15 protein-coding genes are annotated in these 22,277 nt (G+C 56.3%); 11 read left to right on the top strand and 4 right to left on the bottom strand.

Annotated features, from left to right (window positions below):
• The first annotated feature begins 142 nt into the window (after positions 1-142).
• The 7 genes from NHH03_RS22900 (at position 143) to NHH03_RS22870 (ending at position 11,241) form a co-directional block, all read left to right on the top strand.
• Positions 143-1,024, top strand: coding sequence for a nuclear transport factor 2 family protein (locus tag NHH03_RS22900; protein ID WP_253160049.1), 882 nt, complete (start codon positions 143-145; stop codon positions 1,022-1,024).
• Between the two features lie 47 nt (positions 1,025-1,071).
• The gene (locus tag NHH03_RS22895) at positions 1,072-2,844 is read left to right on the top strand and encodes a hypothetical protein (protein ID WP_253160101.1); all 1,773 of its coding nucleotides are present in this window, start codon (positions 1,072-1,074) and stop codon (positions 2,842-2,844) included.
• Positions 2,841-4,376 (top strand): Re/Si-specific NAD(P)(+) transhydrogenase subunit alpha, encoded by a 1,536-nt coding sequence (locus NHH03_RS22890; RefSeq protein WP_253160047.1) that lies wholly within the window; start codon positions 2,841-2,843, stop codon positions 4,374-4,376. Before NHH03_RS22895 ends, NHH03_RS22890 begins: the two co-directional genes overlap by 4 nt.
• Positions 4,377-4,391: 15 nt before the next feature.
• Positions 4,392-5,879 (top strand): NAD(P)(+) transhydrogenase (Re/Si-specific) subunit beta, encoded by a 1,488-nt coding sequence (locus NHH03_RS22885; protein ID WP_253160045.1) that lies wholly within the window; start codon positions 4,392-4,394, stop codon positions 5,877-5,879.
• 197 nt (positions 5,880-6,076) lie between these two features.
• Complete coding sequence (locus NHH03_RS22880) at positions 6,077-8,374, top strand: glycoside hydrolase family 2 protein (RefSeq protein ID WP_253160043.1); 2,298 nt, start codon at positions 6,077-6,079, stop codon at positions 8,372-8,374.
• A gap of 66 nt (positions 8,375-8,440) precedes the next feature.
• On the top strand, positions 8,441-8,611 hold the full coding sequence (locus tag NHH03_RS22875; protein ID WP_253160041.1) for a hypothetical protein: 171 nt from the start codon (positions 8,441-8,443) through the stop codon (positions 8,609-8,611).
• An 89-nt stretch (positions 8,612-8,700) separates the two neighbouring features.
• A complete protein-coding gene (locus NHH03_RS22870; RefSeq protein ID WP_253160039.1) occupies positions 8,701-11,241 on the top strand; it encodes a beta-L-arabinofuranosidase domain-containing protein in 2,541 nt (846 codons plus the stop codon).
• 161 nt (positions 11,242-11,402) lie between these two features.
• Here the strand turns inward: NHH03_RS22870 and NHH03_RS22865 are convergent, their stop codons facing one another.
• From NHH03_RS22865 to NHH03_RS22850, 4 genes are read right to left on the bottom strand one after another with little or no spacing between them, the layout of a single operon-like run.
• A complete protein-coding gene (locus NHH03_RS22865) occupies positions 11,403-13,172 on the bottom strand; it encodes a HEAT repeat domain-containing protein (protein WP_253160037.1) in 1,770 nt (589 codons plus the stop codon).
• Between the two features lie 32 nt (positions 13,173-13,204).
• Positions 13,205-14,869, bottom strand: a complete 1,665-nt coding sequence (locus NHH03_RS22860; RefSeq protein WP_253160035.1) for an ABC transporter permease — start codon at positions 14,867-14,869, stop codon at positions 13,205-13,207.
• A complete protein-coding gene (locus NHH03_RS22855) occupies positions 14,866-15,879 on the bottom strand; it encodes an ABC transporter ATP-binding protein (RefSeq protein WP_253160033.1) in 1,014 nt (337 codons plus the stop codon). The genes NHH03_RS22860 and NHH03_RS22855 overlap by 4 nt, the downstream gene beginning before the upstream one ends.
• Positions 15,876-18,575 (bottom strand): hypothetical protein, encoded by a 2,700-nt coding sequence (locus tag NHH03_RS22850; RefSeq protein ID WP_253160031.1) that lies wholly within the window; start codon positions 18,573-18,575, stop codon positions 15,876-15,878. The genes NHH03_RS22855 and NHH03_RS22850 overlap by 4 nt, the downstream gene beginning before the upstream one ends.
• Positions 18,576-18,895: 320 nt before the next feature.
• On the opposite strand from NHH03_RS22850, the gene NHH03_RS22845 reads away from it, so the two are divergent.
• The 4 genes from NHH03_RS22845 to NHH03_RS22830 all read left to right on the top strand — a co-directional run bounded on the left by NHH03_RS22845 (position 18,896) and on the right by NHH03_RS22830 (position 21,777).
• Complete coding sequence (locus NHH03_RS22845) at positions 18,896-20,011, top strand: serine/threonine-protein kinase (RefSeq protein WP_253160029.1); 1,116 nt, start codon at positions 18,896-18,898, stop codon at positions 20,009-20,011.
• A gap of 2 nt (positions 20,012-20,013) precedes the next feature.
• A complete protein-coding gene (locus tag NHH03_RS22840) occupies positions 20,014-20,814 on the top strand; it encodes an inositol monophosphatase family protein (protein ID WP_253160027.1) in 801 nt (266 codons plus the stop codon).
• A gap of 1 nt (position 20,815) precedes the next feature.
• Positions 20,816-21,397 (top strand): flavin reductase family protein, encoded by a 582-nt coding sequence (locus NHH03_RS22835; protein WP_253160025.1) that lies wholly within the window; start codon positions 20,816-20,818, stop codon positions 21,395-21,397.
• Between the two features lie 164 nt (positions 21,398-21,561).
• Positions 21,562-21,777, top strand: coding sequence for a hypothetical protein (locus NHH03_RS22830; protein WP_253160023.1), 216 nt, complete (start codon positions 21,562-21,564; stop codon positions 21,775-21,777).
• The last annotated feature ends 500 nt before the right edge of the window (positions 21,778-22,277 follow it).

Genomic DNA, 22,277 nt, shown 5'->3' with positions numbered 1-22,277 from the left:
GACCCGATGAAATCACCTTCGCTTTGGCCAATCGTATCGCATCCAACAATCAAACGACGTTTCATCGGAGAGTTTTATCGTGTGCTTTGTTCATCGCTTCGCCTGGACTCGCTGTCTGTCTTGGGGATGCTTGACCGGATTGATGTTGTTTTCCGCTGTCACGGTGTCAGCCCAAGCACCCGCAACAACCCCTGAATCCGATGCGACCCAGTCGTCGGTGCAGCGGACGTTGGATGGATTTGTGCAGGCGTTCAATAATCACGACGTCAATGCGATGCTGTCGTTTTGGAAACCCACTGCGATCCACCAACAAATCACCGCTGGGGAAACGCTGCAGGGTAAACAGGCGATTTCCGATGCCTACACAGCGTTGTTCAAACAAGACAGCAAAGCGGTTCTACAGGTCACGTTGAATTCGATTCGTGCCATCACCAACAATGTGATCGATGCGAAATGCTCGACCGAGATTCGACATTCAGATCAATCGGTGTCGTATTCAAAATTTGCCGCCATCTTGGTGCGTGATGGTGATGGTTGGCTATTTGATCAGGTTCGGGAATCCGATGTGCCGGTCCAGCAGCAGCTGCCCCAGTCCGCGCTTCAGGCATTCGACTGGTTCGTTGGAACCTGGACCGATTCCAACGACACGGTCCAAGTCACCAACCGAGTCGAGTGGGACCGAGGGGGTAGTTTCTTGATTCGCCACTGGCAATCACTGGCCGCGACCGGGCAATTGCAGTCGGGCATGCAGTTGATCGGCTGGGACGGTGAACAAGGTGTCTATCGCAGTTGGGTGTTTGAATCCGATGGGACCTTTGGCGAAGGTGTCTGGCAACAAACCGCCGAGCAGACTTGGCAATGCCATTTGGTGATCAAACGCCCCGACGGTCGCCGCGGTTCGTTCACCCAAGTGGTCGAACAGCGATCGAGCCACGAATTGTCATTCCGCACGGTCAACGTGCAAGTTGACGGCCAAGCCCTTCCCAGTAGCGGTCCCGAGCAATTGTTGCGCCAGGCCGATTGACGTTGCCTGCAGTTTCAATTCCAAAATTATTCGACAGGTATCCTGCTATGTCCTTCAAAATTCTGTCCCCCAAATTTCGTCGCTGCTGTGCTGTTTTTGTCCTCTCGTGTTGGTTGCCGACCCTGGCCTCTGCGATCGGTTTCCACGGTGGCGGTGGTTTTCATGGGGGAGGTGGCGGCTTCCATGGCGGCGGCGGATTCTCCGGCGGAGGTGGTTTCCATGGCGGAGGTGGTTTCCATGGCGGTGGGGGATTTTCCGGTGGAGGGTTCTCTGGCGGCGGGTTTCCCGGTGGCGGCTTCTCGGGCGGTGGAATGCATGTTCCGTCCTCGAATTTCCCCAGTCGCCCCGGTGGGAACTTTAACACGCTGCGCCCCTCGTCATTGCCCTCACGCCCAGCCGGTGGATCAGGGGCAGGCATCGGATCAGGCATCGGCAATTTTTCGGCCAACCATGCCGGTACTCCGTCGATCAGTGCGCATCTTCCTAGCGGTGGTCATCCAACCGCTGGGACGCTGCAACAATTCCTTGGCATCCGCGGCGACAACGGCGCCGGCAGACTTGCCGGTGGGACAGGCAACGGAGGCAATCGGCCTGCTTGGTCGAAGCCGAATTCAGAGGCCGGCGGCAAAGTCCAAGATAAATTAAGTCAGTTGATCAAACCCGGCAGCGGTGGTGCCGACAAATTGGCTGGCTGGTTAAATGATCATCCCGAACGCAGTGACCAGTTGAAGCAGTGGGCCAATCAAGCCACACGGTCCGGATCCGTGGGCGGTGATGTCTGGAGCAAGGATCATCCAAACATCGACCAGCGGATTCAAGATCGCAGCGGCGGCGGGACTCGGCCCGGCAACGATTTTTGGAGCAAGGACCATCCGAACTTGGACCAGCGGATTCAGGACCGCACCAGCGGTGGGACGCGTCCCGGCAGCGACTTCTGGAGTAAGGATCATCCGAACTTAAACGGCAACGTGCGTCCAGGGAGTGATTGGTGGAGTCGGTATCATCCGGACATGCGAAATGATATCGAAAACCATTTTAACTGGCGTCGGCCGGGCAGCGATTGGTGGAGTCGCGACCATCCAAATTTGGCGAACTGGTACTACCAAAATGACTGGCGACGCCATGATTGGCGGTACTGGTGGGCCGGTGTCGCCTGGGGGCGGATGACCGCTTGGTTCCCGTACTGGACACAACCGATTTACTACGACTACGGCGACGGGGGCAACGTTGTCTACCAAGACAATTCGGTCTACGTGAACGGTCAAGACGTCGGTACGCAAACCGAATACGCCCAGTCCGCGGCTGATTTGGCAACGGTCGACCCACAGCCCAGCGACAGCCCGGACGCAGCGAGCTCTGACGATAGCGGCAGCGATCAAGATCAGTTCCTACCGTTGGGCACGTTTTCCCTGTCCACCAGTAAGGATGCTCCACAATCGACTCGCATTCTGCAGTTGGCCGTCGATCGCCAGGGAATCCTTAGCGGTTCGATGTACGATTTGGCAACAAAAAAATCCTACCTGATTCAAGGCAAGGTCGATAAAAAGACGCAACGCTGTGCGTTCACGGTTGGCGACAAATCCGACACGGTGTTTGAAACGGGCATCTACAATCTGACCAAAGACCAGGTGCCGCTGTTGGTCCATTTTGGGACCACCAAGACCGAACACTATTTGTTGGTGCGGATGGAAGCTCCCCAAGACACTGACAATGGTTCTGACGCAGCACCGGACTCTGGCGAGAACGCAGCACCAGACGACGATCCATTTGCCGGCGGTCAATCGAAACCCAGTGACCCATCGAGCAATCCAACACCATGAGATTAGGCGTCACCAAAGAAATCTATCCCGGCGAATGTCGTGTCGCTGCGACTCCGGAAACCGCGCGGCGGTTGATTGAAAAACTGGGGTTCGAGGTGTTGATCGAATCCCAGGCCGGGGCTGCGGCTAGTTTTCCGGATGAAAACTACCGTGCCGTCGGTTGTCGAGTGGTTGATGACACGTCAACAATCTGGAGCGAGTCTGATGTGTTGCTAAAGGTTCGCCCACCCCAAGACCACGAGATTCAACGTTTACGTTCCGGGCAAACGTTGGTCGGTTTTTTGGCGCCGGCACAGAACCCGGATCTGTTGCAAAAAATTGCCGACCGCGGTGCGACGGCTTTGGCAATCGAAGCGGTGCCGCGAATCAGCCGCGCGCAAAAACTCGATGCGCTCAGTTCGATGGCGAACATTGCCGGCTATCGCGCGGTGGTCGAAGCCGCCGGATTGTTTGGTCGATTTTTTACCGGTCAGATCACAGCGGCTGGGAAAGTCCCGCCGGCAAAGGTGATGGTGATTGGGGCGGGAGTGGCCGGGTTGTCCGCGATCGGGACCGCCCGCGGATTGGGGGCCATCGTGCGCGCCTTTGATGTGCGTCCCGAGGTGGCCGACCAAGTGAAAAGCATGGGGGCGGACTTTCTGATGCTGGAATTCGAATCCGATGAATCCGGCGGCACATCGGGCGGCTATGCCAAAACGATGAGCAAAGAATTCATCGACGCCGAAATGGCATTGTTTGCCGCCCAGGCCCAGCAAGTCGACATCATCATCACAACGGCGCTGATCCCCGGCAGGCCGGCGCCCAAGTTGATCACACGGGAGATGGTCGAATCGATGCGGCCGGGCAGTGTCATCGTCGACTTGGCGGCCGAGCAAGGCGGCAATTGTGAGATGACGATTCCCAATGAGGTGACCAAACACGCTGGCGTCAACATCGTCGGTTACTGTGATTTGCCCAGTCGCTTGGCCCACACGTCCAGCCAGTTGTACGGCACCAACCTGTTTCACTTGATGGAGGAGATGGGCGGCGCGGAACATTTTCGTGTCGACATGGATGATGAAGTCATCCGCAGTGCCACGGTGGTCAACGAGGGCCAAGTCACTTGGCCACCGCCACCGGTTTCCGTGACTGCCGCATCCCCCGCAGCGGTGACCGCCAAACCCGCGCCGGTGGTGATCGTCGAAAAGTCCTTCGGCTGGATTGATGCCGCATTGGTCGTTGTTGCGGCGTTCCTGTTGGTCGGGCTGGCGATGACACGCAATGCGGGATTCATCACTGATTTCACCGTGTTTGTGCTGGCGTGCATTGTCGGTTGGCAAGTCATTTGGAACGTGTCTGCATCGCTGCACACGCCTTTAATGAGTGTCACCAACGCGATCAGTGGCATCATCATCGTTGGTGGTATGGTACAAGTGGGCGCGACCAGTACGGCGGCAGCGGTGTTGGGCGCCGTGGCGATCTTCGTTGCCACGATCAACATCGCCGGCGGCTTTCTGGTGACCCATCGCATGTTGAAAATGTTTCGAAAATAGGGCGCAGCAAACGCGATGGGCAGTTTCACTCTCGACGAACATCTCTCTCATTCACTCGGCGATTGGTTTTCGGCCGCAGCGCCGCCGATGGTGGCTCAGTCGATGCCGGTGAACCAGTCGCTGGCCACGGTCGCCTACATCGTTGCCGCGGTCTTGTTCATTTTTAGTTTGGCCGGACTGTCACACCAGACCACGGCGCGGCGCGGGAATTCGCTCGGCATCATCGGCATGTTGTTGGCGATCGGAGCCACCCTGTTTGGCGTGATGAGCGGCGGTTACACGTGGTTGGCGATCGCAATTGTCCCAGCGGTCTTGATCGGCGCGGTGCTGGCGAACCGGGTGCCGATCAAACAGATGCCGGAAATGGTCGCGATCCTCCATAGTTTTGTCGGTTTGGCAGCGGTGCTGGTGGGGATTTCAAGCCATTTGGAGCCTGGCATCACGGTCCCGCCTGGCGAGCAGTTGATTCACGAGATCGAGATCTTTGTTGGCGTCTTTATCGGCGCCATCACGTTCACCGGTTCCATCGTCGCGTTCTTGAAATTTCGTGAAACGATTAGCGGCAGGGCGGTGTTGATACCCGGTCGGCACGGATTCAATCTGCTGCTGGCTGTGATCTGCATCGGTCTGGGGATTTGGTTTTGCCGCGTCGACACGGCAGCGGCAATGACACCCCTTTTGCTGATGACTGCAATCGCCGGCGTGATCGGAATTCACATCGTGATGGCCATCGGAGGCGCCGATATGCCGGTGGTGGTGTCGATGCTGAACTCTTATTCCGGATGGGCGGCGGCCGCCGCCGGGTTCATGCTGAAGAATCATTTGTTGATTGTGACCGGCGCTTTGGTCGGCAGTTCCGGAGCCATTTTGTCGTACATCATGTGTGCGGCGATGAACCGAAATTTTCTAAGCGTGATCTTGGGAGGATTTGGGAACACCGGTGGCCAGTCGGCTGATGCGATTGAGGGCACGGTCAAAGAATTCAATGTCGATGAGACGGTGGACCTGTTAAACGAATCACAGAGCATTGTGATAGTGCCCGGATACGGGATGGCGGTTGCCCAAGCACAGCACTCGCTGGCCGAAATTGTTCAACTGTTGCTCAAACGTGACAAAGAGGTTCGCTTTGCCATCCACCCGGTTGCCGGGCGACTTCCCGGACACATGAACGTGTTATTGGCCGAAGCCAACGTGCCCTATGACATCGTGTTGGAGATGGATGAAATCAATGAAGACATGTCGGATACCGATGCGATCTTGGTGATCGGTGCCAACGACATCGTGAATCCGGCTGCACTGGACGATCCCAATAGTCCGATCGCTGGAATGCCTGTGATCGAAGTCTGGACCGCCAAAACCTGCGTTGTCATGAAACGAGGTCTGGCGACCGGCTACGCCGGCGTGGGCAATCCGTTGTTCTACAAAGACAACACGTTCATGTTGTTCGGCGACGCCAAAAAGAACGTTGACGCAATTCTGCGAGCGTTGGAAACGGCGCAGTAGAGGATCTTTTGAACGATCCCCGCCCTACGCGCGACGGAACTTTCACAAGGTGCGCGATCTCGATCCAATTCGGCGACGGCGGGTGGGAACTATTCTCAGGATGGCGACAGACCTTCTCATTGTCAGCGGCAGGTGTACGGTTAAAGTGAATTACCTTCCCCCCCGCGACTGAAACCGACTTCAGCCAACACACCGAAATGATCCACACAAATCTGGTTGGCAATCGCCAGCTTCAGCGTCTTGGTTTTCATTCGTTTGCCACGCTACTGATCACGCTACTGGTCTCCGCGCCCGGCGTCGCAGAGCAGACTGAGGTGAACAAGTGGCACTACACGCTGGAGAAACCCGCTGATGGTTGGCAGCAACCCGACTTTGATGCCAGCAGTTGGAAACAAGGGCCGGGCGGATTTGGTACCCGCGGAACGCCTGGCGCACGCGTCGGCACGCACTGGAAAACCAACGACATTTGGCTGCGGACGACATTTGACATCGATTCGATGCCCACCAACCCCGGGCTGCAAATCCATCACGATGAAGACGCCCAGGTTTACATCAACGGCGTCAAAGTCGTGACCATGAAAGGATTCACTAGCGACTATCAAGTCGTTTCGATTGACCCGCAATATCGCGAAACGCTCAAGCCTGGTCGCAACGTGATGGCAGTGCATTGTTCACAAACCACCGGTGGGCAATATATCGACGTGATTTTTGTCGATGCGGACAACCCACCGCCGCTGCCGACCGCGCCGCCGTTTTTATCGGAATTGATCACGAAGTGGGGCAGCGAGCTGACGGCGGAAAATGCCTGGACCGAATACCCGCGTCCGCAAATGGCACGATCGAACTGGACGAACCTGAATGGCAACTGGGACTATGCGGTCACCGCAGACAAACAAGTCGATGTACCGGCCAGCTGGGACGGCCAGATTTTGGTGCCGTTCTGTTTGGAATCCAAACTTGGTGGTGTCCAGCAGATGTTGGGCGCCGACCAAGCGCTTTGGTATCACCGCCGTTTCAAGACTGCATTGAACCCCGGTCAACGAACGCTTTTGAATTTCGAAGCGGTCGACTACCAGTGTGAAGTGTTTGTCAACGGCACCAGTGTCGGCCAACACCAAGGCGGCAACACCCCGTTCAGCTTTGACGTGACGGATGCTTTGACATCAGGCGACAATGAACTGGTCGTGCGTGTGGAAGACGATACCGAAGCGTGGCAGCTGCGTGGCAAGCAAGTGGTCAACGCCGGTGGAATTTTCTACACTCAAGTCTCGGGGATTTGGCAAACCGTTTGGTTGGAAACCGTCCAGTCGAACCATCTGACGGATCTGGAAATCCGCACCGACGCTGATGCCGGAACAATCACCGTGCAATCACAGATTGCCAATCCCGTTGACGGTGGTTCCATCCAGTTGGTCGTCAAAGACGGCGACACTCAAATCGCATCGGTCAGTGGCACCACCGAACAGGTCTCGGTGACGCTGGACAGCCCTAAGCTTTGGTCGCCGGATTCACCCCACCTGTATGAACTTGAGATCTCGCTGCTCGGCCCGTCGGGACAAACTGTGGATCAAGTCCATTCGTATGCCGGTATTCGCAGCGTTGGCAAGACGCGTGACGCCGATGGCCATTGGCGAATGACGTTGAACGGTGAAATCATTTTTCATTGGGGGCCATTGGATCAAGGGTGGTGGCCGGATGGATTGCTGACGCCGCCGTCGGACGAAGCCATGCTGTTTGACATCGAGTGGCTCAAGTCGGCTGGTTTCAACATGATTCGAAAGCACATCAAAGTGGAACCACGTCGCTACTACTATCACTGTGATCGGCTGGGGATGATGGTTTGGCAGGACCAAGTCAGCGGCGGTAGGAACCCCAAGTGGACGCATTTGGCTGCCGATCCGAACGACGCCGAATGGCCGGACGACCAACACCAGCAATTCATGACGGAATTCGAGTGGATGGTCGACGAACTGGAGAATCATCCCTCGATCGTTGTCTGGGTTCCTTTCAATGAAGCCTGGGGGCAACACCGCACTATGGAAGTTGGCAAGTGGAGCGTCCAGCGTGATCCAAGCCGTTTGATCAACATCGCCAGCGGTGGCAATTTCTGGCCGGTCGGCGACATCGTCGACCAGCATAGCTATCCCGACCCCAGTTTTCCCTTTGACGCCAATCGCTACCAAGACTTTATCAAAGTGGTGGGCGAATTCGGTGGCCACGGCTATCCCGTCCAGGGGCATTTGTGGGACGCCGATCGAGACAACTGGGGCTATGGCGGTCTGCCCAAGACCAAGCAGGAGTATCGCGATCGATACATCAAATCCTTGGAAGTTTTGAACGGGTTGAGGAAACAGGGGATCGCCGGAGGCGTCTACACGCAGACGACGGATGTCGAAGGAGAGATCAATGGTTTGATGACTTATGACCGTAAAGTCATCAAAATTCCGGCCGAAGAACTCAAGCAGCTTCACCAGCAATTGTTTACCAAGCCCTAAACGCGCTTGCCGTTGGTTACCTACCTTCGCCGCACGCACGATGCCCAGGTCCAATTGAACGGCTAAGTGCTGGTCGCACTTGGCCGATACACCGGGGGAGACGAGGTTTACAAAATCGATTCATCAAATCTGCGTCAAGGCGACAACCAGGTTGCGATCCACTGTCACCAAACCAGCGGTGGTCAATTCATTGATTTTGGTTTTGTTGTGATCGTCCCGGCGAAATCTAAAAAGTAGTCACAGGGTGCACCACACATTCAGATCTCCACTGGATCCTGCATTCACGTCGCGATCATCTTTGTCATCAATTTGCCCAGGAACCTTGCATGTTCATCCAATCAACCATCGGGCGTTGCACCATTTTGGTTGTAGTGTCGATGACGTCCGCGCTGGCACAATGCGTTGCGACATTACGGGCGGAAACCACGGTGGTGGATGCGCCCGATGTTTCCTCGACCAATCGGTCGTATGTCGGCAATCGAGCACCGCTGGTTCCCAGCCGATTGATCGCATTGCCGGTCGGTTCGGTCAAACCAGGCGGGTGGCTGCGAGAGATGCTGCAGCGTCAGCGGAGCGGATTGACCGGGCATCTCGGTGAAATTAGCGCTTGGCTTCAAAAGAAGGACAATGCTTGGCTAAGCAAAGACGGCACGGGGGAATACGGTTGGGAGGAGTTGCCGTATTGGTTGAAGGGTTACATCGAATTGGCGTATCTGTTTGATGATCCCAGGATGATCGCCGAGTGCCAGGTCTGGATCGAAGGCACACTGGCCAGCCAACGCGCCGACGGCGACTTTGGTCCCGATCAGCGGTTCGCCGACGGCACACGCGACTATTGGGCCAACATGGTGATGTTGTTCTGTTTGCAAAGCTACTACGAACACTCCGGTGACAAACGTGTGCTGGACTTGATGACGCGCTATTTTGACTACCAACTGTCGGTGCCCGATGATCGGATGTTGACCGGTTATTGGCAACGGATGCGTGGTGGCGACAACTTGCACAGCATCTATTGGCTGTACAATCGAACCGGCGACCCCAAACTGTTGGAAGTGGCTGAGAAGATTCATCGCTGCACTGCGGATTGGACACTCAAGAACGATCTACCGAACTGGCATAACGTTAATATCGCCGAGTGTTTTCGCGAGCCCGCGCAGTTCTATCAGCAGTCCGGCGATAGCGCCGATCTGCAAGCTGCATATGCCAATTTCCATGAGGTTCGCAAACGGTTTGGGCAAGTGCCTGGGGGAATGTTTGGCGGCGACGAGAATTGTCGTGAAGGGTTTGACGACCCGCGTCAAGCCACGGAGACTTGCGGATTTGTCGAACAAATGTTGTCCGATGCGATGCTGATGCAGATCAGCGGCGATCCGTTCTGGGCGGACCATTGTGAAAACGTCGCCTTCAACAGTTATCCCGCTGCTGTGATGCCCGACTTCAAGTCGCTGCGCTATTTGACCGCTCCCAATATGGTCGTGAGCGACGCGGAAAACCATGCGCCGGGTATTGAAAACAGCGGTCCGTTTTTGATGATGAATCCTTTCAGTTCACGCTGTTGCCAGCACAACCACTCGCATGGTTGGCCGTACTTTTGCAAGCACCTGTGGATGGCCACACCCGACAACGGGTTGTGTGCGGCGATGTACAGTGCCAGTGAAGTCAACGCCAGCGTTGCTGATGGAACATCGGTTCGTTTTGTTTCCGAAACCAATTACCCATTCGAAGACACGATCACGCTGAAGTTCAACGCTGACCAATCGGTCGAGTTTCCTTTGTACCTGCGTGTTCCTGCCTGGTGCGATCAAGCCGAATTAGCGATCAATGGCACGGCTGAATCGACACCGCGGTCCGGCGGGAAATACATTCGAATCGATCGACAATGGAACGATGGCGACACCGTGAGCTTGCGTTTGCCCATGAAGGTTGACGTGCAACGATGGAAACGCAACCACAACAGTGCAAGCGTTAACTATGGCCCGTTAACATTCTCGCTTGAGATTGGCCACCGATACGATCGCATGGACAGCACCGAAACGGCAATCGGTGACTCCAGTTGGCAATCGGGCGCTGACACCAGCAAATGGCCGTCGTATGAAATTCATCCCACCACACCCTGGAACTATGGTCTGGTGATGGACGACAGCGAACCCAGTCAGTCCTTTCGTGTGGAATATTTAGATTGGCCGACCAGCAACTACCCATTTACCCCACAAGACGTTCCGATCCGGATTCACGCCACTGCCAAACGCATTGCATCGTGGACTCTGGATCGCTATGGCCTGTGCAGTGTGTTGCAAGACAGTCCGGTGCGCTCCGATCAACCCCAGGAAGATGTGACATTGATTCCAATGGGTGCTGCTCGACTGAGAATTTCGGCCTTTCCAGTGATCGGCAGCGGGCCCGACGCACACACTTGGGTCAAACCACCCGAACCGCGTGAATCGACATACAAGATCACGGCGTCCCACACTCACCAAGGGGATTCCGTTGCGTCGATGGATGATGGTCTCGCACCGACCCACTCAGGCGACCATGCCGTTCCCAGGTTCACCTGGTGGGATCACAAAGGCAGTGCCGAGTGGGTGCAGTACGAATTTCTGCAATCCACAACCATCGATTCAGTCGCGGTGTATTGGTTCGACGACACCGGTCGAGGCGAGTGTCGAATTCCCCAATCATGGCGTGTGCTGCAGCGGGACGGTAACCAATGGAAACCCGTCACCGTACGGCAATCCGATCCCATTGCGGTCGATCGCTGGAATCGCATGTCGTTCGATCCGATTGACACAACCGCGCTGCGGATCGAAGTCCAGCTACAGCCCGGTTTCTCCGGTGGCATCCTGGAATGGACGGTGACGCCGCAATGAATGACTGCAGTGGGCGCCAGAACAACACGTTCTCGCAGCGATAATAACGTACTGCTTCTCGTACTCGTGTTTCGGTACGCCGGTTCGCCAACGCAGTGATCGCCGACGCAGTGCGAGCAAGTGAATCACACAGGTTGGATCGACGGAGCGATCCACAACTATCACTTGCTGCTGTTTTCATCTGTTGCTGGGACCGGCGTCAGAAACCAGTTGTCGTATGTCAACGGCAATGATTTGCGTGGCGGAGGAATTGGTTCTCCAGTGATTTTCTCGATCGCCCAGTGACACGATCGGCTGACCATGCCGGAATCGTCGCCGGCATAATCTCGCAGTCCAGCGATTGCCGAGGAGCTGTTCATTCGACCCAAACTGATCGCCGACATCCGTCTTACCTCTTCCAATTCGGGCAGGTCCCCGTCGGCATCCGCCAGCTGCTGACTGAGAATCTTGGTCAACTCATCGGGCGATTCGTCTTCATAAAAATAGCCTAGCGACCACACCGCCGCAGCCCGCGCATCGTTGCCTTTCGTGTAGCTCTTGGGCAGGTAAGTTCGCATCAATTCTTCGGCCTCGCGAAAGTCCATTTGACCGAACGCCATAAACAGCTGGGCCATCATGTCTTTGGGACCCAGCTGATCAGGAATCTCACCGGCGGGCGGATCCTGTGGTGGAATTTGTGCACCCGATTTCGCGCGACCAAGCATCGCGGGCAGATGTTGTTTCAGCCCAAAACGCCGCAGTCCCCATGCCGCTGTCGTCATGACTTCGCCACGTGGATGTTGAAGCAAGTCGACTAGGCGGTCGCCGGCGGCGCGATGATCCAAGTTGACCAAGACGATCGCGGCCTGCTCACAGCCTCGCCACGCATCTTGGTCTAGCACGCCACTGGTGTGTGCGATAATTGCATCGCGCAGTGTGTCATTTCCAGCCAGGCGAACCAATGCGGCTGCCACCCGTTGACGCAAGCTTGGATTCACATCATCCAGCAGCGTACAAAGCAACTCCATTCGATCCACATCATTGCTATCGATCAACGCGCGGCCGATCCAACGGCGGACGTTTACATCGGGACTGGTGATGGCTGTCGTCGCAAATTCCAATAGCAGGTTGGAGTCGATTGCGTAGAGCCGCGCCAGTGCTTCGGATTGCACCAAGGTCTGAGGTCGCTGTGCCAATTGTTTGAGCACGTCGATGGATTCGGCATCGGTGTGCCGATCCAGCAGGGAAGCGGCCAACAAGCCCGGCAAGGTGGGTTGGCCGGGACGCTCCAGTAATTCCGTCGCCAAGGATTGCAAACCGTTGTCGGTGATATGCCCCAGCGAATCAGCAGCGGCCAGTCGAACATCGGGCGGCGTCAAGCGATCGGCAACTCGTTTCTTCAGCGGATCGATCGCAGCCGATTCTTGCAGTGCCGCCAATCCCTGTGCCGCACGGATCATCGATTGCCGTCCGGCGCTGGGGCTGGCCAAACGTTTCAGCCAATCGTCGGCCAAGACGTCCGATTCCCACCGCGTGAGTGCCGGTTCGATAATCGAGGCTGCGGCGCGACCGTTATTTCGTGCAAGAGTCGCCAGCAATTGGGCCTGATTACGTTGGTCCAATTCGATCAGCGCCTTGATTCCCGCCAGTCGGACATCCGCTAACAATTCAGGTTGCTGAATCAATGAAACGATCGGATCAACAAAGATTTCCAGTCCCTGCATGCCATGTTGATGAGCAATCGAGATCGAATCGAGAGTCAATCGCTGTAATTCCACGTCACCTGTATCGAGTGCCTGTTGCCACAGTGGTAGCGAATCGTTGGGGACAACCATCTGCTGAACCGGGATAGGAAATCCCGGATCAGCGTACATCACCAAATCGACCTGATCGATCGGCGGTTCAGTTTGGTTCGGATCGGCCGCACCGGCATCAATCGGCTGTATTAGCACGCCTCCAATGCAGGCCCAGACGAGACAGAAAATCAAACGGGACGTGTCAGACGCCATACTTGCAAACCAAATAACAGAAACATGAACGCCGAAATGCACCCGGCGACCCACCAAGCGGCAGGCAATAAATCGTAGTTTTGAAAACCTGGTGTTTCGATCACGTTGAGCGCGGCACCGACCGGATTGAGTCGCAATGCGTTTTGCACGGTCGAATGGCCGAACGGTGCATCACGCCCCAACCAGACCAGCATTGGAGCCAAAAACAACGTCATCACGGTGACATAGGTGACCGTTGTCGCGACCGCGGTGTATCGAAACAGACTGCCCACTGCGGCACTGACGGCCAAGGTGTAGATCACGGTCCATGCCAAACAGATCAACACCAGATTGACTTGCGCCAACATCTGTGGGCGGATATAGATCATCACCAGGTAGCCGGGCAGCGTCGCCATCAACACCAACAACAGCGTCCATAACACGCTCAGCAGTTTGCCGCGAACGATTTTAAAGGCCGACAACGGCGTCAGACGCAGCAATTCCCAACCGCCACCGTCGCGTTCTCCACTGATCAATCCGGACGTCAAACTGGGTGTCATCACCACGACCAAAATCACTTGCAATAGCACCATCAATCCGCCGATCGTTTCCACGCCCCACGACGTCACACTGGTTGCCGCTGCGAATGTCAGCACCATCGAGGTGACCGCACAGACGGCGACCAAGCGAAACAGCCACTGGGAACGACCAAATCGACGACAACGAAACTCTTTGACCATCACCGGATTCAGATACCAAGGAATCCCGGGCTTGCGGCGCTGTGGATCAACGACATACATCAATCGTCGCGTCAAGCGGGCCATCGCTCCGCGGTCATCGGTGATCACCCCTTGGGCATGCGATCGATCAAAAATGCGATAGTTCAATCGTGACAGAGTGATGACTGCAAACACGATGCTGCTGACGAGGGTGATGACAATAAATGCCAATCCGCCGGTGTGCCCCATCAGGCCGCGAGATCCCACCCCGCCATGGCCCATGATTTCCATCACGACCGGCAGCGGTGATACCGAACGCAGCCAACGCGCCGCACCACCGACCAGACCGCTACCGCCGGGAAAGAAGGCTTCGGGGACCAGCGTCAAAAAGAACATGGCCAGCACGATCGAGTAAGTGATGCGGACCGCCGCATCAGCCGATTCAGCAAAACTGCTGACCAGCATCCCCAGCGTGGCGTACTGGAACACCAACAGCGCCAGCACCAGGTACAACAACCCCAGACCGCCGCGGAGGTCAATTCCGCCCATTGCATAGCAAGCCGCTGCGCCCGGTAGGCTGGCCAACAAAACCAAAACCGCAAACAACAACACGCCGGCGAGTTTGCCGAAATAGATTGACGTCGGTCGCAGCGGGGAATTCAACAGCAGCGCTAGCGTCCCGCTGTTTTTTTCGTTGACGATCGAGGTTGCCGGAAATGCAGGCACTAAAAAGACGACGCCAGCCAGCAATCCGTAGCCAAAAACACGAAACACTTCCAACGATTGGCTGCCGCTTAGATCGACCGTTGCATCTGACGGCCAACGCATCAGCACAGCTGCCGAAAAACCAATCGACAACACCAGCAACGTCGCAAATGAACGTGGCGATCGGAGGATGCCAAAAAATTCTCGTTGAACGACAGGATTAATCACCATGCTCATGATGTCGCCTGGGCAGACTGGGGCTGCGACGCGGAAGATTGCGGTTCGTTGTTGCTGCCGGCCACCGACAGGAATGCATCCTCCAGATCGGTTGGGACTTCGCGAAACTGGGCGATCGATTCACCCTGGTTCACCAAATGCGTCAACAGCGGTGTGATTTGAGGATCGCTTTGGCTGGTGGTGAACCGCACCATGGTCTCCGCCGTCGCTTCGCTGATTTCCGATGGTTGGTCCGCCTGCTTCATCCATTGGCGAACCAATTGGACGACGCGCGGAACTTGTTCGGCATCGAGCAACTGGATTTCAAACGTGCGGCGCTGTTGGATGTCACGCATGATGTCATCCAATGTCCCGAACGCACGCAGTTTGCCTTTGGTGATCATTGCCACCAAGTCGCAGACACGTGCCAATTCGGGCAGGATATGACTGGTCACGATCAGTGTTTTCCCCATCCCGGCCAATCGCAACAGCATCTCACGCATGTCGATCCGGGCCTGGGGATCCAGCCCGTTGGCCGGTTCATCCAGGATCAAGACTTGGGGGTCATGCATCAGGGTGCGAGCGATCGCGACGCGCTGTTGCATGCCACGGCTGAGTGCATCGACAAACAGGTCTTTCATGTATCCAGCGCCGGCGATTTCCAACACTTCATCAATTCGACGCACCCGTTTGCCACGCCCAATGCCATAGGCCGCACCAAAAAAATCCAGGTACTCGCTCACCCGCATGTTGTTGTATTTGCCGAAATCATCCGGCATGTAGCCGACCAGCCGTTTGATTTTTTGTGATTCCTCCAGACAGTCCGAACCGGCGATCCGCGCCGACCCGCTGGTCGGTTTTAACAGCCCCACCAAGATCCGAATGGTCGTTGTTTTTCCGGCGCCGTTGGGGCCGATAAAACCCAAGATTTGGCCTTTGCCGACAGTTAACGACAATGAATCCAACGCCGTGAATTCGTCGTATCGTTTGGTCAGCTCACTGATTTCAACAACGGGTGGTGCCTGATTCACGGGGTGCCTGCGAGACGAGTGGAGACGTGGGGAGTGGCGAGGGAGGCTGTCGTGCCGGGATCGGATTCGATTCGACCGACCGCTTCCATTTGAATGAAATCGATTTGCCAAGTCGTACTCTCGATTTCTTTTGTCTCGCCGATGACGGCGGCATTGCCGTCGGCGGGCGAGTCTAAATCATCGGCCGGATCGGTGGTGGCCGACGCCACCTGTTGCTGTGTTTTGCTGATGCCAATCGACAACCACAATCCATGGTCGCGATGCCACTGCAGTGCGTCAGCGCGATCGATCGTGAATTCAATCGTGCCGGACGGATCGGATTGTTCGTAGACCGTGGTGGGCTGGCCGTCGACCATTGCTTGGACAATCAACGAGCGTGACGGCGCATTGAGTTTGATTTTCAACCGCACCTGTTTCAGTGTCATCGTTGCCAATTCCGCAGGGAATCGAAACAGCAGTTCCGTTTCCGTGGGCTTGGTCAATTGTGACAGCCAGCGACCGGTCCGCGGGTTGAATACAAATGACACGCCCCGGTGACCGGCAAAGGTTTCGGTGCGAATGAACGTGGCGGGGACCTGGAAATCCGCGTCCGGGACCGGCGTATCGATTTGAATCGGCACCGATAGAAGTGCCGTACCACGGCGAGCGAAGCGATCGGCAAATTGATCACCCAAATCTAACGGGTCGGTCCAAATCAACAGCGACGTTTCGCGGCCGAATGGTTGTTCCTCGGGCGTCGCAAAGACGCGTCGGTAGAATTCCTGTCGCATCCGCTGGGTGTCCGATAGCAGGGCGCCGGAAATGAATTGATCGGGTGCGAGTAGGTTGTCCGTAGTGGCAACCAGTGTTGCCGGCTGGTCTGCTGAATCCTGGCTCGACGGCGCCCGTTCACTGGGATCGGCCACGACCGCTGTCGCCGGCCCCGGCGATGCGACGATCACGGCATCTTCCCATTTGCGGTCGCCCAATCCTTGCAGCTTGCCACGAAACCCTTTGGCATCAAAGGTGCCTCGCAGTTTCAAGGGTTGATCCAGGAGAACGGTGGAATCCGAGAAAAAATGCCGCACCACTCCAGGCGGTTGGGTCAGACCGATCGATTGACTTGATTGATCGTCGTTCCAAACCAGTCGTTGGTGCTGGGACGCGTCACCGAGATTCAACGGCAACGTCAACGTTCCGCTGTTCGACTTGAGTGCCAGGTCGCCGGCATCACTGCTGTAAACCGAATGCACGGTTGACACCTCCGCTTGGTCGGTGGCGTCGAACACACGCACCACCTGGCCGGTGGCCACGGTCGAGGGGACTGATTTGGCGTAGTGATTGCCAACCAGGATCATCAGCACGGCTGACGTGAGAGCTGAAACAGGGATCAGGATGGCCATTCGTTCCAGACGCCGCTGGAAAGCCCACCAACAGCCGAACCCTAGAATCAAGAGTGCATTGATCCCCAGCACCAGGCCGGCGATCCAGCGTTGTGGGATTTGGTAACCGATTTCTTGATCCAGCATGGGGATCATTGCCGGTCCCGATCGCGGTGCTTTCATTCGCGGTTCGAAGAATCGCTGTGACAATTCATACAGCGCGCGTCCTGGCGTTTGATCGGGCTGCATCCAGGCGCGCGTGGACGCGGTGGTGAACAGGACTTCGCCACGGCCGACGGGCTGCCAAAATGCGGCCGGCATGCCGTTGATTTGAAAAGAAACCTCGTTGAAATCTCCCATCACACGCACCATCTCGACGGGGATTTCCGATGACCAAGATTCGCTCTCAAACGGTTGCCCCGGGCGATCGGCGCCCGCTTCGATTTGAAAGTCATTCCACTGCACGCGATCAACGGTGGAAAACGTCATGTCGTCTCCCAGCAGGGTCTGAACCGATGCTGAGGCAACCCGATCCAGCATGATCCAAATCCGTCCGCCATCGCGCAACCATTGACGCAGTTGTAGCAAACCACTGGTGTCATGTTTCAAATGATCATCGGCAATCACCATTTGGTCCAACGCATCGAGGCTGCGGTGGGTCGGTGGTAAGAAATCCGAACGGAAATTCACCAGCGACAGTTCCAACGATGAATTGATCGCCGAGTCGCGTGCCGCGTACAGCATCGTGTACAAATCGGCCCGAGACGATTCGGACATTCCGGATCCATCCCATTGCGGCGGTTCCAGTATCAATCCGGTGTTGATTTCGGCATTGGTCAACATCAGTGACCGTTTCGTCAGTGGCATCCCAAGCCTATTCTCGGTAAACACTTCGCCGTCGCCGGAATCGACGATTCGCATCATCGAGCTGGTGATTTGTTGGTCGCGCAGCGGCGTTGCGGGGGGGATTTGGATTGGCAACCAAGTTTGACGTTTACTGTGAGCGGGCAGCCAGAATCGCCGCGAGAACTGTAGGTCGGGATGATCACCCAGATAAACCGAAACCACTTCTTCGGTGTCTTGATCGCTGGGATTGATACCGACAGCCGACATGGCGGCCCATTTGCCCTTGGCAAACCGCTGCACACCGGTCGGCGAGACATTCACCGATGTGTCTGGAATAGTTGCATCTGGGGGATCCAGACCATCCTGGGCAGTGGCGACCGGGCACAGTTTGCTGGAATGCAATAATACCAGCGATGCTAGTATCAAGCACGGCAATCCCCAGTCGCAGACGATCGCAACCCGATTGGCCGCGCGGTGCTCGAAAATCATTTTAAAGTCACTCGATCAATCCCTTTGTCCGCATCAACCATCCGGATGCTTCGCTGCGGCAATCTTAACGCTCTGAAACCCTCCGCGCGGCTCTGATCACCCCGTCAGCGGTTCGGATGGCCGAAATAGTTTCCCAGCCGATTGGGGGTGCGGATCTGGGGGTGCCCTCTCGCCTTTTGTAAGTAGGCGGGCTGTGTAAACTGTATGAAAACCGGAGAGTCTTTTCCGTCCCAATGAAAAGGGGGAATCACGAAACGGTCAGATAGCTGTCTGCTGTTCATCCAATCTCATTCAACAAATCACGACGGACCGTCGCGAAAATGGAATCAACCACTCGCTTCGAACCCAATCCAACGATCACGCACCAAGGCGCGTTGAAGGCTGCCGGCGATGTCAAGCTGGTCGATTGGTATGACCGTCTGATCAAACGCCAAAAAGTCAGTTGGACCGGGCATCACCATATGCTGCGGTTGCTCGGTCGCGGCGGACAGGGCGAAGTCTATTTGACAGAGTACCGCGGGACGGACGGATTCACCGTTCCGGTGGCAATGAAGATTTTCTCGCCGGAACATTACCTGAGTGCCCACGCCTACGACGAAGCGATGCAGCGGGTGGCGACGATCGCGTCGAAAGTCGCCTTGATCCAGCATGACAACTTGTTGGCCGTCCAGAACTTTTTTGAACGCAACCGAATCCGCATCATGATGATGGAGTGGGTCGACGGCTACGATTTGCGGCAGTTGATCGCCCCGAGTTGTTTGCAACTGCTCGAAAGCCATTTGGACAAGCGCCGCGTCCGCTACATCAACGAAGTGATCATCACCAAAGGCCCCGATCACTCGCGTTTCAAAGCCGGGGTGGCGGTTGCCATCGTGCGAGAATGCCTTGCGGCACTGGCTGCGCTGCACCGTGAAGGGATTGTTCACGGCGACGTGAAACCGGCCAATATCATGCTCAAACGCAGCGGCCACACCAAGCTGATCGACATGGGGTCGGCGATCGAGTACAAAAACCCGCCGCGTGAACGTGAATGCACGCCGCTGTATGCCGCTCCCGAAGTGCTGGAAAACAAGCACGCCACACCACGCAGTGACTTGGCCAGCGTTGGCTATGTGCTGATCGAGTTGTTGAGCGGGCGGAACATTTTTGCCGGCCAAGAAAAATTGATGGACTTGGTCCAAGCCAAAATGGAATTGCCAGGGCGACTGGAAAAAGTGTTGCCGGCTGACATCGTCCGCAACGAACTGTTGATGAACTTTTTGCAGGGGTTGATCGCACCGGATCCGAATCGTCGTTTCCCCAACGCCGAAGCCGCCGAACATGTGGACACCGGCGCCGCGGCCTTTCATCGGCAATTGGTCATCGGCGACATGGCCACTGAATACAACAACGACATCCGGCTGTGGCTGGAAGAACTCCGACGCCTTGAAGTTTAATTGTGAATCAAGAACATCTGGACATTGCGATCTCCGCGGCTCGAGCCGGTGCCGCCGAACTCCTGAGCCGTTGGGAAAGCCGAACGGTCACCGAAAAAGCCCCCAAGGATTTGGTCACCGATGCGGATTTGGCGTCACAAAAGGCGATTCGCAAGATCTTGATGGATGCCTTCGAGGGCTATGCGTTTGTCGGTGAAGAGGAAGGCGAAAACGATCCACCGGCCACTGTCCGCAACGGCGACTTGGATGCCCCGCCATGCTGGGTCGTTGATCCTCTCGACGGAACCGTCAACTATGTCCATCGTCTGCAATCCTTTGCCGTCTCGATCGGCTTGTATCACGCAGGCAAGATGCGGTTGGGGGTGATTTTGGATCCGGTCACGAAAGAATTGTTCACTGCAATCGATGGCCAGGGTGCCCATTTGAATGGCATGCCGATTCACACCAGTGATTGCGAGTCCCTGTCCGATGCATTGGTCGCCTGCAGTTTTCCGGCGGGTGTCAAATCCGATTCTCCCGAGGTGACTCGGTTCGTCAAAGTGTTGGAGCGGTGTCGCTCGCTGCGTCGCCTGGGGTCATGCGCCTTGAATATGTGCTACGTCGCGGCGGGGCGGTTGGATGGCTACTGGGCGACCAATGTGGCCGCCTGGGATTCCGCCGCTGGAACGGTGATTGCCCGCGAAGCCGGCGCGCATTTGACCGCCTATGATGGCACCGATCTGGATGACTGGCTGCCAAAATTCTGCGTCACGGCGACCAAGCCGATGCAGGACACGATGGTCGGACTGTTGGCGGATCACTGAAATGGAATTGGACGTCGCCAACCAATCATTGCAAGAAGTTTATCTGCGAATGGTGCAGATGATCACGCCGCGGCCGATCGCGTGGGTGTCGACGCTATCGATCGATGGCATTCCCAACCTGGCCCCGTTTTCGTTCTTCACCGGCATCGGTGCCAAGCCGCCGACCGTCTGTTTCTCACCCGCAAACGACAGCCAGGGACGTCCCAAAGACACGCTGGAAAACATTCGCCGTACCGGCCAATTTGTGGTCAATGTCGTCACCCTGCCACTGGCCGCGGCCATGCATCGTACCGCCGACGATGTGCCTCCAGAGAGCGACGAATTTCAATTGGCCGGCCTGGAACAGGCTGCGAGCGTCAAAGTCGCACCACCACGTGTCAAACTTGCCGCCGCCGCCATGGAATGCACACTTCACAGTGCCATTCAACTCGGGACCGGCCCCGGCGGCGCCAACCTGGTCATCGGCAATGTCGTTTACTTTCACATCGACGACACGGTCGCCGACCAAGCTGCGATCGCCACCATCGGTCGCGTCGGTCGTCGCGACTACACCGAAGTCAACGACACCTTTCGCCTGCAGTAGCCCAGGTGCAACTTGGCGTCTCGGTCGCTTCTCTTCCACCTCTCGATTCTCCAAACAGGCAACCGTTGCAGTTCCAGTTGCGGATGTTCTAGACTGTTGATTCGTTAGCCGTCACACAATCACTCGATTGCAATCGGCACGCGCCCCAATAGAGAGTCGTGCAAATGACCAATTCAGACAAAAAGAAACTGCTAGCGACGAACGCTGCGGTCTGGGTGTCTGGAATCCTTGCCGCCTTCATTCTTCCGTTGATTGCAGAATCACTCTCGGACGGCCCAGGCGGATTTCTAAAGGTCATGGCGTTCGCCTTTCCGCTGATTGTCGCCATGTTCGTTTCACACAGCGTGATCAGTCGCGCCATTGACGTGCCTACTGAATAAGGCCACGGCCAAGTTGCACAGCGGCCAAGTTTCTTTTTCCGTGGCCAGTCCAGGCGGCGCGCTTCGACAGGGCCTGTGCGTGCGCCAACAAAAACGACCACCATCGTTTGACTTCTCCCTTGGGACTGATAGTATAGCTCTGTGGTGGTAGTCGTGGTTACTTCTTCAGTGCTGTGTGGGTGTACAGTTCAAGTCGATTGAACTGGCCCATCCCGACTGCGTGTTTTGAAGTTGCGGTTTTATCCAACCCGACGCGTGAGCGAGAGATTTAGCCGGTCGCAAGTTGGTGTGGAGGATTTATCCGACCGGCTTAATTCTTCACAGGAAACTCTCAACGGAGTCGGATAAATCCTCCACGCCAGCGCCGCTGAAGATTGAATCAACAGCTCTCAGATAGTGTGCAACGGCCCTAGGCAAATTGCTCGGGCGTCACCAGCAACTGAACCTGTGGTTGGGCTTGGCGGGTGCGGAAATAATCCGGCGCCCAGCGATTCAATTCG

This window comes from Stieleria tagensis (assembly GCF_024129865.1).
GTDB classification, from domain to species: domain Bacteria; phylum Planctomycetota; class Planctomycetia; order Pirellulales; family Pirellulaceae; genus Stieleria; species Stieleria tagensis.
Note: the sequence above shows the minus strand (reverse complement) of the source record. Positions and strands in the feature narration are given on the sequence as shown.

Excerpts from the sequence above, each read along its gene's own strand:
- NHH03_RS22900 (WP_253160049.1), top strand. The coding sequence starts at position 143 with ATGTTGTTTTCCGCTGTCACGGTGTCAGCCCAAGCACCCGCAACAACC.
- NHH03_RS22895 (WP_253160101.1), top strand. The coding sequence starts at position 1,072 with ATGTCCTTCAAAATTCTGTCCCCCAAATTTCGTCGCTGCTGTGCTGTT.
- NHH03_RS22890 (WP_253160047.1), top strand. The coding sequence starts at position 2,841 with ATGAGATTAGGCGTCACCAAAGAAATCTATCCCGGCGAATGTCGTGTC.
- NHH03_RS22885 (WP_253160045.1), top strand. The coding sequence starts at position 4,392 with ATGGGCAGTTTCACTCTCGACGAACATCTCTCTCATTCACTCGGCGAT.
- NHH03_RS22880 (WP_253160043.1), top strand. The coding sequence starts at position 6,077 with ATGATCCACACAAATCTGGTTGGCAATCGCCAGCTTCAGCGTCTTGGT.
- NHH03_RS22870 (WP_253160039.1), top strand. The coding sequence starts at position 8,701 with ATGTTCATCCAATCAACCATCGGGCGTTGCACCATTTTGGTTGTAGTG.
- NHH03_RS22860 (WP_253160035.1), bottom strand. The coding sequence starts at position 14,869 with ATGAGCATGGTGATTAATCCTGTCGTTCAACGAGAATTTTTTGGCATC.
- NHH03_RS22850 (WP_253160031.1), bottom strand. The coding sequence starts at position 18,575 with ATGATTTTCGAGCACCGCGCGGCCAATCGGGTTGCGATCGTCTGCGAC.
- NHH03_RS22845 (WP_253160029.1), top strand. The coding sequence starts at position 18,896 with ATGGAATCAACCACTCGCTTCGAACCCAATCCAACGATCACGCACCAA.
- NHH03_RS22835 (WP_253160025.1), top strand. The coding sequence starts at position 20,816 with ATGGAATTGGACGTCGCCAACCAATCATTGCAAGAAGTTTATCTGCGA.
- NHH03_RS22830 (WP_253160023.1), top strand. The coding sequence starts at position 21,562 with ATGACCAATTCAGACAAAAAGAAACTGCTAGCGACGAACGCTGCGGTC.